Below are 15811 nucleotides of genomic sequence, written 5' to 3' on the forward strand. Positions count from 1 at the left end.
CCCCGTTGTGGGCGGGTTTTCACCCCCCCCCGCCCCCTTTGGTCCCCGGGCTTGCCGTTTTAACCCCCCCCGGGCCCCGGCCTAGGTAGCGGCCGGGGGGGGGGCGCCGTCGATACACAGATACCCTTGACAGGTGACCGACGCCCAAGAAACCGCAGCAGCCAGTTCACTGCGAACCACCGGAGGCGCCCCTCCGGACGACGGCGGATCAGCTGATTCCGGGGCGCCGACACCTTTGCTCGAACCGCGTGAGGGCATTCCTCCGGTGATCGCCGACGAGGCCGCCCTCGCCGAGGTGATCGCCGCCTTCGCCGCGGGCACCGGCCCCGTCGCCGTGGACGCCGAGCGCGCCTCCGGCTACCGCTACGGACAGCGCGCCTATCTGGTGCAGCTGCGTCGCGAAGGCGCCGGCACCGCGCTGATCGACCCCGTGGGCTGCCCCGACCTCTCCGCGCTGGGCGAGGCCCTGTCCGGCGTGGAGTGGGTGCTGCACGCGGCCACCCAGGACCTGCCGTGCCTGCGCGAGATAGGCATGGTGCCGACGCGGCTGTTCGACACCGAGCTGGCCGGACGGCTCGCCGGATTCCCGCGGGTCGGCCTCGGCGCCATGGTCGAAGGAGTGCTGGGCTTCGTCCTCGAGAAGGGCCACTCCGCGGTGGACTGGTCCACCCGGCCGCTGCCCGAACCCTGGCTGCGGTACGCGGCGCTCGACGTCGAGCTCCTGGTCGACCTGCGCGACGCGCTGGAGAAGGAGCTGGACCGGCAGGGCAAGCTGGACTGGGCCCGTCAGGAGTTCGACGCCATCGCCTCCGCCCCGCCGCCCGAGCCCCGCAAGGACCCGTGGCGCCGCACGTCCGGCATGCACAAGGTGCGCCGGCGGCGGCAGCTGGGCGTCGTGCGGGAGCTGTGGCAGACACGGGACCGGATCGCGCAGCGGCGGGACGTGTCCCCGGGCAAGGTCCTCTCGGACGCGGCCATCGTGGAGGCGGCGCTGTCCCTGCCCGTGAACGTGCAGGCGCTGGCCGCGCTGACCGGGTTCGGGCACCGGATGGGCCGGCGGCAGCTGGAGCAGTGGCAGGCGGCCGTCGACCGCGCCAAGGCGCTGAGCGAGTCGCAGCTTCCGCAGCCGGGGCAGCCGGTGGCGGGTCCGCCGCCGCCGCGGGCCTGGGCCGACAAGGACCCCGTCGCCGCGGCGCGGCTGTCCGCGGCGCGGACCGCCGTCTCCGCGCTGGCCGAGGAGCTGAACATGCCGCAGGAGAACCTGATCGCCCCGGACGCGGTGCGGCGGGTCTGCTGGGAGCCCCCGGCAGCCGACGAAGCGGCGGTCGCCGGTGCCCTCGCGTCGTACGGGGCGCGGCCGTGGCAGGTGGAGCAGGTCGCTCCGGTGCTCGCGGCGGCCCTGGCCGGCCAGGAAGCCTGACCCCGGCGGGACCCGCTCGGGGCGCCGGTGGCGCCACCGGACGGCGTCGGGTCACCGGTGACGCCGTCGGCCCGCGCCGGGGCGTCGTCGGCCCGCGCAGGGCACCGTCGGCCCGCGCCGGGGCGTCGTCGGCCTGCGCCGGGGCGTCGGCGGCCCGCCCGGGATACCAGGCAACCCGTGCCAGACGTCGGCGGCCGACGGCAGGTGTCGGCGGCCGGCACCGGGTGCCGTCGGCTCGCTCGGGGACACCGGCGTCCCGTGCGTCGGCGGCCTGCGGCGGGTGTCATCGGCTCGCTCGGGGGACCGGAGGCCCGTGCCAGACGTAGGCGGCCGGCGGCAGGTGTCGTCGGCTCGCCCGGGCTGCCGGGGGCCCGCGACGGGTGTCGGCGGGCCCGCGCCAGGCGCCTCGGGGGGGGGAGCCGCACGAGCGGTACGGGCCGCGCAGGCGAGCCGCGCGAGCTGCGCAGGCCTCACGGGTCACTCGGGTCCTACGGGTCACCCTGGTCCCATGTGTTGCTCAAGCCCCGACGGTTTCACGCGTCGCACGAGTCCCTCGCGAGCCGGGCAGCTCAGGCAGCTCAGGCAGCTCAGGCAGCAAGCGGTTACCTCGTCGCTCCTCTCATGAAACCGTTGTAGATGTATTTCTGCAGGGCGAGGAAGACGATCAGCGTCGGCAGGATGACCAGCACGGCTCCCGCCGAGATCGTTTCCCAGTGGGCCGCGTAGGGGCCCTTGAAGCGGAACAGGGACGTCGAGATCACGCCAAGATCTTGTGAGGGCATGTAGAGGAAGGGGATGTAGAAGTCGTTGTAGACGGCGATCCCCTTCACGATCACGACCGTCGCTGTCGCGGGTTTCAGCAACGGAAAGATGATCTTCCGGTAGATCGTGAACGCGTTGGCGCCATCGAGTCGGGCGGCCTCGTCCAGCGAGACCGGGATCGAGCGCACGAACTGCAGGAAGATGTAGATCGAGACGATGTCCGTGCCCATGTAGAGGGCGATCGGGGCCCAGCGGGTGTCGAACATCCCGAGGCTGTGGACGATCTGGAAGGTGGCCACCTGGGTGGTCACCCCGGGGACCAGCGCGGCGACCAGGAACAGGGCGATCACCAGTTTCCGGAAACGGAAGGTGAACCGGTCGATGGCGTACGCCGTCATCGACCCGATGAGAACGGTTCCGCCGACCGAGACGACGAGGATGAAGGCCGTGTTGCCGAACGCCGTGAGCATGTGGCCGTCCTGGAACGCGGTCACGTAGTTGCGGAAGTTGAGCGGGTCGTGCGGCAGCGTGAGGGCCCCGCTGCCGCTCGCCGTCTCCTGCTCGGTCTTCAGCGACGTCAGGAGCACGACGCCCAGCGGGAGCAGCACGACCAGCGTCGCGGCGATCAGCGACAGGTACACGAGGGCACGGGTCACAGCACGGCGCGTCATACGAGGTCCACCCTGTCGTCGGGGACGAGACGGCGCTGCACCCAGGTCACCAGCAGGATGATCAGCAGCAGCACGACCGCCGCCGCCGAGGCGAGCCCCGTCTTGTTGAACTGGAAGGCCAGTTTCACGGTCTGGATCACGAAGGTCTCGGTACCGGTCGCCCCGCCGGTCATGATGTACGGGATCTCGAAGGCCGAGAGGGAACCGGAGACGGACAGGATGACCGTCAGCGTCAGCACCGGCCTGATGCCGGGCAGGATGATGTAGCGGAACTGGTGCCGGCGGTCGGCGCCGTCCAGTTCCGCCGCCTCGTACAGCTCCCCCGGGATGGACTGGATCGCCCCGAGGAACAGGACGAAGTTCATGCCGAGGTAGCGCCAGATCGAGACGCCGGCCAGCGAGGTGTTCGCCGAGACCGGGGTGCCCAGCCAGGCGTGGTCGGTGTGGAGGCCGAAGAGACCGAGCACCGTGTCGAAGGTGCCGCCGTCCTGGAAGAAGTAGAGGAAGACGAAACCGATTGCCACGCCGTTCACCAGGGACGGGAAGAACAGCACTCCCTTGAAGAAGTTGCGGAAACGGATGCTGAAACTCAGGATCGTCGCGAAGTAGAGCGCGGCGACGATCTGGATCACCGAGGCAACCAGGTAGTAGCCGCTTACCCAGAAGACCTGGAAGAGGTCCTCCCTGGTGAAGATCTCCGTGTAGTTGTCGGCTCCCGTGTAGTGCAGTTCGGGGCTCACGCCGTCCCAGTCGGTGAAGCTGTAGGCGACCATGTTGGCGATCGGCGCGTAGGTGAAGGTGATCAGCAGGGCGAGCGGGGCCAGCAGGAACAGCCAGGGGGTCAGCAGTCGCCAGGTGCGCGCCCGGCGCGGGGCCGGCGCCGGGACGGTGCCTTTCGTAACCGGTTTCACGGCTGCGGGGTCCGTCCGCTCGGCGCGGTGCGCCGGGGTGTGCGGGTGCGCGTGCGCCATCAGTCGCTCACGGTCGCTTGCGTCTCGGTCCACTTCTTGCCGAGGTCGCCGAGGAAGTCGTCCAGACTGCCCTTCTTGGCGCCGCGTGCCAGGTCGACCAGGTCCTGGCGGTACTCGGGCTTGTAGATGCCGACCTCGGACTCGTCGTCGATCAGCTTGACCTTCGCGCCCGCCGCGTCGTCCAGTTCGATGAGCTTGACGCCCGCCTCCTCGTACGGCTTCAGCACCTCGGGCATGGGCGCGTCCTTCAGCGGGGAGATGGCCAGGTTGTCCTTGTCGTAGCCGGACTTGTCGGTGAACCAGTCGATCCAGGCGCGGGCCGCCTCCTTGTGCGGGGAGTGGACGTTCACGGCCTGGTGGTAGTCGGGGCCGACCGTCGCGCAGAAGGCGCCGTCGGTCTGGGCGGGAAACGGCATGAAACCGATGTCGTCCGGGTTCACGCCGGCCTTCCTGGCGGCGTCCTGGAACTGGATGATCGCCCAGGTGCCGAGCCACTGGGTGGCGATCTCGCCCTTGGCCGTCCGGGGCTTGGACTCCTCCCAGTTGCTGGTCGTGGGGTCCTTCTCGGCGAGGCCCTGCTCGACGATGTCGTACAGCAGCGTGTCCCCGACGCGCAGGTCGGAGTTCTCGGCCCAGGGGTCGTCCTCGGCGAGCTTCGTGGTCGCCTGCGGGTCGCAGTGGACGGAGCCGTCGACGTACGTCCAGGAGGTCAGGGGCCACTGCGCGGCGAAGTTGGTGTAGTAGGGGATCGCGTCGGTCTTCGCCTTGATCGCCTTGAGGTCGGCGAGGAACTCGGCCGGGGTGGTGGGCCAGGCCGTGACCCCTGCCTCCTTCCAGACCCGCTTGTTGTAGACGAAGCCGGGCATCACGCCGACCGGACTCTGGCCGTAGACCTTGCCGTCGACGGTGGTGAAGTCGGTGAAGCGGTACTTCTCGGCGCGCTCGTCGGCGGTGCCGAGGGAGGCGAAGAACTTCGGGTAGTCGTTCTTCTTGATAACCGCGGGGATCAGCAGGACGTCGCCGTAGTCGTCGGTGTTCATCCGGATCTTGATCTCGGCCTCGTAGTCGGTGAGGGCCTGGAACTCCACCTCGACCTTGGGATAGGTCTTGTTGAACTCGGCGGCGTACTTCTTCATCGTGCCGTCCTGCACGAGGTCGGTGCGCACGGTGAGGACCGTGATGGTGCCGCTGACCTCGGAGGGGTCGTCGGGCGCGTCGGCGTCCGCGCCCTTGGCGCTGCCCCCGGTGCCGGTGCAGCCCTGGAGCAGCAGGGCGGCTCCCGCGACCGTGGCGAGGATCGTGACCGTACGGCGGTTCATGTGCATCACTTCCGTTCTCGGGATCTTCTCGGGACGGACGAGCACGTGCGGTGTGGTGGAACACGAGCGGGTCGGTGGTACCCGGGCGGGTTGGCTGATTCGGCACTCTGGCAGCGCTTTCTCAACCGGTAAAGTCCGATTCCCGCCAACGATGAAGAAGTGGCGCTCAGTTGTGGGCTTGACCGGTTTAGGGAGTGCGCATGCTGGAGGCCTCACCGCTCGACGACGGATGGCACCTGCGGCACGAGGGGAAGCCGTTCCCGGCCGAGGTGCCGGGCTGCGTGCACACGGATCTGCTCGCCGCCGGGCTGATCCCGGACCCGTTCCTCGGAACGGCCGAGAAGGAGGTCGCCTGGGTGGGGCGGCGCGAGTGGACGTACGAGAGGGATCTGCCGGCCGTGCCGTCCGGGCACGAGCAGACCGACCTGGTCTTCGACGGACTCGACACGGTCGCGGAGGTCACCCTGGACGGCCGGCTCCTCGGCCGGGTGCGGAACATGCACCGCTCCTACCGCTTCGACGTGACCGGGATCGAGGGGGCGCTGGCCGTGCGGTTCGTGTCGGCCTACGCCGAGGCGGAGGCCGTGCGCGGTGAGGTCGGCGACCGCCCGGCCGCCTACGCCGAGCCGTACCAGTACCTCCGCAAGATGGCGTGCTCGTTCGGCTGGGACTGGGGGCCCACCCTGGTGACCGCGGGGATCTGGCGGCCGGTGCGGGTGGAGCGCTGGTCGACGGCGCGGCTCGCCCGGGTACGCCCGCTGGTGACCGTCGAAGGGGGCGTCGGGGTGGTCGAGCTGCGGGTGGAGGTGGAGCGGACCCGGGTGGAGGCCGGTCTCACGCTGGAGGCCCGGGTGGCGGGACGGTCGGTGCGCGCCGAGGTGACGGGCACCGGCGGCGTGGTGCGCGTCGAGGTGCCGGAGGCGGAGCTGTGGTGGCCGCGGGGATACGGTGGGCAACCGTTGTACGAGGTCGAGTTGACCCTGCGTCACGGGAGTGCGCCGCTCGATGTCTGGCGGCGGCGCGTCGGGTTCCGCACGGTCGTGCTGGACACCTCCGCGGACGCTTACGGAACCGGTTTCACCCTCGTGGTGAACGGGGAGCGGCTCTTCGCCAGGGGGGTGAACTGGATCCCGGACGACGTGTTCCCGTCCCGGGTGACCCGGGAGCGTTACCGCAAGCGGTTGCGACAGGCGGCCGACGCCGGGGTCGACCTGGTCCGGGTCTGGGGCGGCGGTCTCTACGAGAGCGAAAACTTCTACGACGCGTGCGACGAACTGGGCCTGCTGGTGTGGCAGGACTTCCCGTTCGCGTGCGCGGCCTACCCCGAGGAGCAGCCGTTGCGGGGCGAGGTGGAGGCGGAGGCCCGCGAGAACGTCGTCCGGCTGATGCCGCATCCGTCGCTCGTGCTGTGGAACGGCAACAACGAGAACCTCTGGGGGTTCCGGGACTGGAAGTGGGAGGAGCGGCTCGGCGGGGACTCCTGGGGGGAGGGGTACTACCTGGGTCTGCTGCCGCGCGTCGTGGCCGAGCTGGATCCGACGCGGCCGTACACGGCGGGCAGCCCGTGGTCGGGGTCGTGGGCGCGCCATCCCAACGACCCGGCGCACGGGACGCATCACTCGTGGGAGGTGTGGAACCGGCGGGACTACACCGAGTACCGGAGCGAAGTACCGCGGTTCGTGGCCGAGTTCGGCTGGCAGGCGCCGCCCGCCCACGCGACGCTGCGGCGGGCGCTGCCGGGCGAGGAACTCGCGGCGGACTCCCCCGGCATGCTGCACCACCAGAAGGCCGAGGACGGCAACGGCAAGCTGGAGCGCGGCCTCGCCCGCCACTTCGTCGTGCCGGAGGGGGATTTCGACCGCTGGCACTACCTCACGCAGGTCAACCAGGCGCGGGCGGTGGCGATCGGGATCGAGCACTGGCGGTCGCACTGGCCGGTGTGCGCGGGCACGGTCGTCTGGCAGCTCAACGACTGCTGGCCGGTGACGTCGTGGGCGGCGATCGACGGGGACGGGCGGGAGAAACCGCTGTACCACGAGTTGCGGCGGCTCTACGCGGACCGGCTGCTCACCTTCCAAGAGCGCAGCGACGGGCTGGTGTTGGCGGCCGTGAACCAGTCGGGTGAGCCGTGGGCGGGCACCGTGCGGTGGCGCCGGATGTCCGTGGAGGGCGAGGTGCTCGGGGCGGCGAGCACGGAACTGGCCGTCGGCGCCCGGGTGGTGGACGAGCTGCGGGTGCCGGCGGAGCTGGAGCCTGCCGGTGCGAAGGAGTTCCTGGTGGCCGACGCGGAGGGCGGGCTGCGGGCGGTGCGTTTCCCGGTGCCCGACCGTGACATCCCTTACCCGCGACCACGGTTCGAGGTGACGGTGGCCCCGGGGAGCGTCACGGTCACGGCCCGCACCCTCGTACGGGATCTGCTGCTCCAGGCCGACCGGCTGGGGCCGCAGGCCCGGGCCGACCGGGGGCTCGTCACCCTGCTGCCCGGGGAACGGGTCACCATCGGGGTCGAGGGCTGGGAGACTCCGGATGCCGCCGCCGCCCGGGCCGCGCTGTACTGCCAGGAGCCCGCTCGATGACTGCCTCCCCGTCGTCCCGCGTCACCATCAAGGACGTGGCGGCGCGCGCCGGCGTGTCCAAGGGCGCCGTGTCGCTGGCCTTCAACCGCAAGCCGGGGCTGTCGGAGGCGACCCGGGACCGGATCTTCGCGGCGGCGCGGGAGCTGGGCTGGGAACCGAACCTCACGGCGCGCTCGCTGTCGAGTTCGCGGGTGGACGTGGTGGGGCTCGCGATCTGCCGGCCGGCCCGGATGCTGGGCCTGGAGCCGTTCTACATGGAGTTCGTCTCCGGGGTGGAGAGCGTGCTGACCGAGCATTCCTGTTCCTTGCTGCTGAGGCTGGTGCGCACGGTCGAGGAGGAGGCGGGGCTGCTGGAGTCGTGGTGGCGCGGGCGGCAGATCGGCGGCTCGATCCTGGTCGACTTCCGGGCCGACGACCCGCGGGTGGCGGTGGCCGAGCGGCTCGGGATGCCCGTGGTCGCGGTGGGCCACCCCACGCTGACCGGGAGCCTGACGTCGGTGTGGACCGACGACGCGACGGCGGTGACGGAAGCGGTGCGCTATCTCGCGGCGCTCGGGCACCGGCGGATCGCCCGGGTGGGGGGCGCGGCCGCGCTCGGGCACACGGTGATGCGGACCGCGGCCTTCGACGCGGCGGCGCGGACTCTGGGGCTGGCCGGGGCGTGGCAGGTCGCCACGGACTACTCCGGGGAGGCGGGGGCCCGCGCGACCCGCTCGATGCTGACGGCCGCTCCGGCGGACCGGCCGACGGCAATCGTTTACGACAACGACATCATGGCGGTGGCCGGGCTGGCCGTGGCGGCCGAGATGGGGCTCGGTGTGCCGGGCGACGTCTCGCTGCTCGCCTGGGACGACTCCCAGCTGTGCCGGCTCACTCATCCGACGCTGTCCGCGATGAGCCATGACGTGCACGGATTCGGCGCGGAGGCGGCGCGGACGCTGTTCGGCGTGATCACCGGTCCGGGTCCCGGATCGCATCCGGTGCCGACGCCCGTGCTGACACCGCGGGGCTCCACGGCGCCGCCGCGGGGCTGAGCGGGGGGGGGCGGACGCGGGGTGATCCCGGCCCCGTCCCGGGTGTGACGTTCGCCGCTTGGCTCTCCGGGACTGGGCAGCTACGTTACCCACAAGTAGCATGGTTCCTGAGCGCGCGCTCAGCGCTTGCGTGTCGCAGCAGTGCCATCCCGCACCTGGAGGAGAGCCATCGTGCCTCGTACCGTCAGGGACGTCGTCTTCGTCGACGGCGTCCGTACCCCGTTCGGCAAGGCGGGCCCGAAGGGCATCTACCACGAGACCCGGGCCGACGACCTCGTCGTGAAGGCGATCCGGGAGCTGCTGCGCCGCAACCCCGGTCTCGACCCGAAGAAGATCGACGAGGTCGCCATCGCCGCGACCACGCAGATCGGCGACCAGGGCCTGACCATCGGCCGCACCGCCGGCATCCTGGCCGGTCTGCCGACCTCCGTGCCCGGTTACTCCATCGACCGCATGTGCGCGGGCGCCCTGACGGCCGTCACCGCGGTCGCCGGGTCCGTCGCCTTCGGCGCCTACGACATCGCCATCGCCGGTGGTGTCGAGCACATGGGCCGCCACCCGATGGGCGAGGGCGTGGACCCCAACCCGCGGTTCGTCAGCGAGAAGCTGGTCGACGAGTCCGCTCTGTTCATGGGCATGACCGCCGAGAACCTGCACGACCGCTACCCGCAGATCACCAAGCAGCGCGCCGACGAGTACGCCGTGCGCTCGCAGGAGAAGGCCGCCAAGGCCTACGCGAACGGCAAGATCCAGGCTGATCTGGTGCCGGTCTCGGTCCGCCGCACCAACCCGGACGCCGGTGAGACGGGCTGGGGCCTGGTCACCGCCGACGAGCCGATGCGCCCGGGCACGACGCTGGAGAACCTCTCCGGTCTCAAGACCCCGTTCCGGGTCCACGGCCGGGTCACGGCGGGCAACGCGGCGGGTCTGAACGACGGCGCGACCGCCTCCCTCATCGCGTCCGAGGAATTCGCCCGCGAGAACGACCTGCCGGTCAAGATGCGCCTCGTCTCGTACTCCTTCGCGGGTGTCGAGCCGGAGGTCATGGGCTACGGCCCGATCCCGGCCACGGAGAAGGCGCTGGCGCAGGCCGGTCTGTCGATCTCCGACATCGGCCTGTTCGAGATCAACGAGGCCTTCGCCGTCCAGGTGCTGGCCTTCCTCGACCACTACGGCATCGCGGACGACGACGAGCGCGTCAACCAGTACGGCGGCGCGATCGCCTTCGGTCACCCGCTGGCCTCCTCCGGCGTCCGTCTCATGACGCAGCTGGCCCGCCAGTTCGAGGAGCAGCCGCAGGTCCGCTACGGCCTGACCACCATGTGCGTCGGCTTCGGCATGGGCGCCACGGTCATCTGGGAGAACCCGCACTTCGAGTCCGCCGGAGGCGACAAGTGAGCACCACCGAACTCCTGAAGGGCGCGGCCGAGCTGTTCCCGGACGAGGTCGTCACGCAGGCGCACGTCCGTCACCTGGACCTGCCGTTCGGCGCCGGGCGCTTCGCCCTGATCACGCTGGACAACGGTTTCGACCACACCAAGCCGACCACCTTCGGCCCGCAGTCCCTCGCGAACCTCGACTCGGCGATCGACCAGGTCGAGAAGGAGGCGGCGGCCGGCGAGATCGTCGGTGCCGGCGTCACCGGCAAGCCGTTCATCTTCGCCGTCGGCGCGGACCTCAAGGGCGTCGAGCTCCTCAAGGAGCACAAGGACGCGCTCGCCATCGGCAAGGGCGGCCACGAGGTCTTCAAGCGCCTGTCGGGCCTCGCGGTCCCGACCTTCGCGTACTACAACGGCGCCGCGATGGGCGGTGGCGTCGAGGTCGGTCTGCACTGCTCGTACCGCACGGTGTCGGCCGCGCTGCCCGCCTTCTCGCTGCCCGAGGTCTTCCTCGGTCTGGTACCGGGCTGGGGCGGCTGCACGCTGCTGCCGAACCTGATCGGCGCCGACAAGGCCGTCTCGGTGATCATCGAGAACTCGCTCAACCAGAACAAGCAGCTCAAGGGCGTGCAGGTCTACGAACTGGGCATCGCCGACGCCCTGTTCGAGGGCGCGGACTTCCTGGAGCAGTCGCTGCTGTGGACGGCGTCCGTCCTCAAGGGCGAGATCGTCGTCGACCGCCCGGTCATCGACCGCGGTGAGGCCTGGGACCAGGCCGTCGCGCGCGGCCGGTTCGTCGCGGACAGCAAGGTGCACGGCGCGGCCCCGGCCGCCTACCGCGCCCTCGACATCATCGCCGCCGCCAAGAACGGCGACCTCCAGCAGGGCTACGACGCCGAGGACGTCGCGCTCGCCGACCTCATCATGGGTGGCGAACTGCGCGCCGGCATCTACGCGTTCAACCTGGTGCAGAAGCGCGGCAAGCGCCCGGCCGGCGCCCCGGACAAGTCTCTGGCGCGTCCGGTCACCAAGGTCGGCGTCGTGGGCGCGGGCCTGATGGCCTCGCAGCTCGCGCTGCTGTTCCTGCGCCGCCTCGAGGTGCCGGTCGTGCTGACCGACATCGACCAGGAGCGCGTCGACAAGGGTGTGGGCTACGTCCACGCCGAGATCGAGAAGCTGCTCGGCAAGGGCCGCATCAACCAGGACAAGGCCAACCGCCTCAAGGCGCTGGTCTCCGGTGTGCTGGACAAGGCCGAGGGCTTCGCCGACGCGGACTTCATCATCGAGGCCGTGTTCGAGGAGATCGGCGTCAAGCAGCAGGTGTTCGCGGAGGTCGAGGCGGTCGCCCCGGCGCACGCGATCCTCGCCACGAACACCTCCTCGCTGTCGGTCTCCGAGATGGCGTCGAAGCTGAAGAACCCCGAGCGGGTCGTCGGCTTCCACTTCTTCAACCCGGTCGCGATCCTGCCGCTCCTGGAGATCGTCCGGGGCGAGCAGACCGACGACGCCTCGCTGGCCACGGCATTCGCCGTCGCCAAGAAGCTGAAGAAGACGGCGGTTCTGGTGAAGGACGCCCCGGCGTTCGTCGTGAACCGCATTCTCACCCGTTTCATGGGCGAGGTGCAGAACGTCATCGACGAGGGCACCCCGGTCGCGGTGGCGGAAAAGGCGGTGGAACCGCTCGGCCTGCCGATGTCCCCGCTGGTGCTCCTCGAGCTCGTCGGTCCGGCGATCGGTCTGCACGTCTCGGAAACGCTCAACCGGGCGTTCCCGGACCGTTTCACGGTCTCCTCGAACCTCGCGGCCGTCGTCAAGGCGGGCAAGCGCGGCTTCTACGTCTACGACAGCGGCAAGCCCGAGCTGGACCCCGAGGTCTCGGCGCTCCTGCAGCAGGGCGACACCGTCCTGACCGAGGAGCAGGTGCGGGCGCGTGTCCTGGACGCGGTGGCCCAGGAGATCGGGCTCATGCTCGACGAGGGTGTCGTCGCCGAGGCGCAGGACATCGACCTCTGCCTGATCACGGGCGCGGGCTGGCCCTTCCACCTGGGCGGCATCACGCCGTACCTGGACCGCGAGGGCGTCTCCGAGCGGGTGAACGGCAAGAAGTTCCTGGCGCCGGGCGTGGCCTCGGTTCCGGCCTGATCACCGGGGCCGCTGCGGCCGTTCCGCGTCCGTAGCCGTCCCGCGTCTGTAGCCGTTCCGCGTCCTCGGACGGGAAAAGAGGGCCTCCGCCACCGGCGGGGGCCCTCTTGGTGTCCTGCTGCGTCGCCGTCGTCCTGTGGGGCGCCGGAGCGTCCTGCTCCCGGTCCTGCGGAGCGCCGTCCGGCACGGCGGGCTCGGGGCCCGCACGGGCTCGGCGTCCGGCACGGCGGTACGGGTGGGCGTGTGCCGCCGGCCGGCGCGGGCGCCTACCGGCCGGCGCGGGCGTGGCGTGCCGCCGCCCGGTGCATGCGTGTCACCGGCCGGTGCAGGCCTGTTACCGGGTGTTTCCGCTCAGACCGTCCGCCAGGCCATCAGGGCCAGGCCGGGCTCGTCCTTGCGCCGGGTGAGCTGGAGCAGGCCGGTCGCCGGGGACAGGGCCGCCGCGACCACCCGGTCCTCGTGGTCCTTGGTGAGCGCCACCACGGCGTCGGCGGGCAGTTGGGGGCCCGACTCGGCCCACCAGGCGCCCGCCGACTCCCGTTCGGTCGGATAGGCCGCGAAGGCGACCCGGCCGCTCGAGGAGCGCTGGGCGAGCAACGTGCAGTCGTGACCGTCGAGTTCGGTGCGGATCGCGGCGACGGGACCGGGTCCGGCGGCGGCCAGCACGGAGACGGGCTCGCTGCCGGGACGCCAGGCGCACACGTCACCGGAGTCGTCGGTGTAGAAGAGCGTGGTGTGCTCCGGTGAAGTGGCCAGCGCCCGCAGCGTACGGGGCCGCACCGCTGCCTTGAGGGGCTCCTGGAGCACCGGCTGGGCGCCCGGCGCGTCCTGGCGCCAGTGCAGGATCCCGCCGGAGACGGCCGCGTACGCCTGGACGCGGCCGGACTCCCCCGTCACCGCGATCGGCGGGCCCTCGACGCCCTGTCCCTTCAGGTCGCGCCACGGGTCCCAGCCGCCCTTCTCCTTCTGGGCGACCATGCACAGTCCCGTGCCGATGTTGCGGACGAACACGTGCGCGCGTCCCTGGGCGTCCACCGCGACGGCGGGTGTGCCGGTGCGGTCGCCCTTCTTGTTGGGATGACCGATGGGGGTCCAGTCCAGGGCCGCCAGGTGCGGCCGGAAGTGCGCGGAGTGCACCAGCCCGGCCTCCCCCTTCACCGTGGGCCGCCAGGCGGCCAGGTGGGCGTAGCCGTCGGCGCCCTGGCCGACGGCCGCGGCCGGATACACCTTCTGGTCGCCGCCCACCCTGCGTGGGGCCTCCCAGGGCCCGCCCGGGGTACGTTCCGCCCTGCACAGGACGGCGTCGTCCGACATCAGATAGACACCGAGCCGCCCGTCGCGGCCGCGTATGAGCCAGTCGCCGTTCACCCGGTCACTTTATGCCGGACCCCTCACGGCGCCTGCGTGAGGGGGTCACACCCGCGGGGCCGTCCGTGCGACGCTGGGCCCATGGACGACGACGCCGCGCTGCTCGTGATCGTCGACGCCGCGAACGTCGTGGGGTCGGTGCCCGACGGGTGGTGGCGGGACCGGCGCGGGGCGGCGGAGCGTCTGCGCGACCGGCTGGCCGCGGACGGGCTGCCCGGGCACGAGGGGGCCCTGGAGATCGTCCTCGTCGTGGAGGGCGCGGCCCGCGGGGTGGAGCCGGTGCCCGGCGTGCGGGTGGAGGCGGCGCCCGGCAGCGGGGACGACCGGGTCGTCGAGTTGGTGGCCGCGTCCGCGGGACGCCGCCGTCTGGTCGTCACGGCCGACCGCGAGCTGCGCCGCCGGGTGACGGAGCTGGGCGCGGACGTGACCGGCCCGCGCTCGGTACGGGGCTGAGGGCCCGCACGCGGCCGGGGCGTTGGCGCCGGAGCCGGCCCCGTGCGGTCCTGCGGGGCCGGCTCCCCGGCGTCACACCGTGTCGTCGCGGCCCGGCTCGGCGGCCCCGGCCCCGGCGGCGGCCGCGGCCCCGCGACGGCCGAGAAGGCTGTGCGAGCGGCCGTAGAGGAAGTACACGACGAACCCGATGACCATCCAGATACCGAACCGCAGCCACGTCTCGGCGGGCAGGTTGAGCATCAGCCACAGCGAGGCGCACACCGACAGGATCGGCAGGAACGGCACCCACGGGGTCCGGAAGGACCGGGGCAGGTCGGGGCGCGACCTGCGCAGGATGATCACGCCGATCGCGACGACCACGAACGCGAAGAGGGTGCCGATGTTCACCAGTTCGGCGAGTTCGCTGAGGCTGGTGAAGCCGGCCAGGATCGCGATGAGCACGCCCAGCAGGATGGTCGGCCGGTGCGGGGTCTTGAACCGCGGGTGGACGTGCGAGAAGAAGCGCGGCAGCAGTCCGTCGCGGCTCATCGCGAAGAAGACCCGGGTCTGGCCGAGGAGCAGGATCATGCAGACCGTCGTCAGGCCGACGGCGGCGCCGAAGCTGATGAAGCCCGCGAACCAGGGGTGCCCGGTGGCCTTGAAGGCGTCGGCGAGCGGGGCGCTGACCGACAGCTCGGTGTAGTGCTGCATTCCGGTGACCACGATCGACACGGCGACGTACAGCACGGTGCAGATGATGAGGGAGCCGATGATGCCGCGGGGCATGTCGCGCTGCGGGTTCCTGGTCTCCTCGGCGGCGGTGGCGACCACGTCGAAGCCGATGAAGGCGAAGAACACGACGGAGGCGGCGGTGAAGATGCCCATCACGCCGAAGTTCGAGGGCGCCCAGCCGAACATCAGCTGGATGAGCGGGGACTGCAGGCTGTCGCCCGCGTCGACGGCCTGCGCCTTCGGGATGAACGGGTCGTAGTTGTCGCCTTGGATGAAGAAGGCGCCCGCGATGATCACGGTCAGCACGACGGTCACCTTGATGGCGACGACGACGGACGTGACGCGCGCGGAGAGCTTCGTGCCGACCACGAGGATGGCGGTCAGCACCAGGACGAGGGCGGCGGCGAGGATGTCGAAGCCGAAGCCGTCGGCTCCCTCCCGGCCGCTGAGCGCCGCCGGCAGGTGCCAGCCCGCGTTGTCGAGCAGCGAGGCGATGTACCCCGACCAGCCGACGGCCACCACCGCCGTGCCGAGCGCGAACTCCAGGACCAGGTCCCAGCCGATGATCCAGGCGGGGAGCTCGCCGAGGGAGGCGTACGAGAAGGTGTACGCCGAGCCGGCCACCGGGACGGTCGAGGCGAACTCGGCGTAGCAGAGCGCGGCGAGCGCGCAGGCCACCCCGGCCGCGACGAAGGCCAGGGCGACGGCGGGACCGGCGTTGTTCTTGGCGACCGTGCCGGTCAGGACGAAGATGCCGGTGCCGATGATGACGCCGACGCCGAAGACGGTGAGGTCCAGCGCGGACAAGGATTTCTTGAGCGCGTGCTCGGGTTCCTCGGTATCGAGGATGGACTGCTCGACCTTCTTCGTCCGGAAGAGGGTGCTGCTCACGGGGACCTCCCACGCTGTGTCGTCCTCGACATGATCGAGAGGGGGCGTAGACCGTATGCCCCGACGCGGGCGGGTTAACGCGAATGGGCCGGTTTCACCACTCTTCACAGTGGT

Annotated in this window: 11 protein-coding genes; 6 read left to right on the forward strand and 5 right to left on the reverse strand. The window is 71.2% G+C overall.

The window, feature by feature from the left end:
• Positions 1–133: 133 nt before the first annotated feature.
• The gene (locus tag J2X68_RS33075; protein WP_310436290.1) at positions 134–1420 is read left to right on the forward strand and encodes a ribonuclease D; all 1287 of its coding nucleotides are present in this window, start codon (positions 134–136) and stop codon (positions 1418–1420) included.
• Between the two features lie 602 nt (positions 1421–2022).
• Here the strand turns inward: J2X68_RS33075 and J2X68_RS33080 are convergent.
• The 3 genes from J2X68_RS33080 to J2X68_RS33090 are packed head-to-tail and all read right to left on the reverse strand — an operon-like array spanning position 2023 to position 5143.
• Complete coding sequence (locus J2X68_RS33080) at positions 2023–2853, reverse strand: carbohydrate ABC transporter permease (RefSeq protein ID WP_310436291.1); 831 nt, start codon at positions 2851–2853, stop codon at positions 2023–2025.
• On the reverse strand, positions 2850–3824 hold the full coding sequence (locus J2X68_RS33085; protein ID WP_310436292.1) for a sugar ABC transporter permease: 975 nt from the start codon (positions 3822–3824) through the stop codon (positions 2850–2852). The genes J2X68_RS33080 and J2X68_RS33085 overlap by 4 nt, the downstream gene beginning before the upstream one ends.
• The gene (locus tag J2X68_RS33090; RefSeq protein WP_310436293.1) at positions 3824–5143 is read right to left on the reverse strand and encodes an ABC transporter substrate-binding protein; all 1320 of its coding nucleotides are present in this window, start codon (positions 5141–5143) and stop codon (positions 3824–3826) included. Before J2X68_RS33090 ends, J2X68_RS33085 begins: the two co-directional genes overlap by 1 nt.
• Positions 5144–5343: 200 nt before the next feature.
• Between J2X68_RS33090 and J2X68_RS33095 the strand changes: the two genes are divergently transcribed.
• From J2X68_RS33095 to J2X68_RS33110, 4 genes are all read left to right on the forward strand, one after another.
• Positions 5344–7719 carry a glycosyl hydrolase 2 galactose-binding domain-containing protein gene (locus J2X68_RS33095; RefSeq protein WP_310436294.1) on the forward strand — a complete coding sequence of 792 codons (2376 nt, stop codon included), beginning with the start codon at positions 5344–5346 and terminating at the stop codon, positions 7717–7719.
• Entirely contained in the window at positions 7716–8753 is a 1038-nt protein-coding gene (locus J2X68_RS33100) for a LacI family DNA-binding transcriptional regulator (protein WP_310436295.1), read from the forward strand. The genes J2X68_RS33095 and J2X68_RS33100 overlap by 4 nt, the downstream gene beginning before the upstream one ends.
• Before the next feature lie 171 nt (positions 8754–8924).
• Entirely contained in the window at positions 8925–10151 is a 1227-nt protein-coding gene (locus J2X68_RS33105; RefSeq protein ID WP_310436296.1) for an acetyl-CoA C-acyltransferase, read from the forward strand.
• Complete coding sequence (locus tag J2X68_RS33110) at positions 10148–12274, forward strand: 3-hydroxyacyl-CoA dehydrogenase NAD-binding domain-containing protein (protein WP_310436297.1); 2127 nt, start codon at positions 10148–10150, stop codon at positions 12272–12274. The genes J2X68_RS33105 and J2X68_RS33110 overlap by 4 nt, the downstream gene beginning before the upstream one ends.
• A gap of 351 nt (positions 12275–12625) precedes the next feature.
• Here the strand turns inward: J2X68_RS33110 and J2X68_RS33115 are convergent, their stop codons facing one another.
• Positions 12626–13642, reverse strand: a complete 1017-nt coding sequence (locus J2X68_RS33115; RefSeq protein WP_310436298.1) for a hypothetical protein — start codon at positions 13640–13642, stop codon at positions 12626–12628.
• 81 nt (positions 13643–13723) lie between these two features.
• Here J2X68_RS33115 and J2X68_RS33120 point away from each other — a divergent pair, with 81 nt between their 5' ends.
• On the forward strand, positions 13724–14095 hold the full coding sequence (locus J2X68_RS33120) for an NTP pyrophosphohydrolase (protein WP_310436299.1): 372 nt from the start codon (positions 13724–13726) through the stop codon (positions 14093–14095).
• 72 nt (positions 14096–14167) lie between these two features.
• Here the strand turns inward: J2X68_RS33120 and J2X68_RS33125 are convergent, their stop codons facing one another.
• Positions 14168–15697 (reverse strand): amino acid permease, encoded by a 1530-nt coding sequence (locus J2X68_RS33125; RefSeq protein ID WP_310436300.1) that lies wholly within the window; start codon positions 15695–15697, stop codon positions 14168–14170.
• Positions 15698–15811: the final 114 nt, after the last annotated feature.

Source organism: Streptomyces sp. 3330 (assembly GCF_031456635.1).
GTDB lineage: Bacteria > Actinomycetota > Actinomycetes > Streptomycetales > Streptomycetaceae > Streptomyces.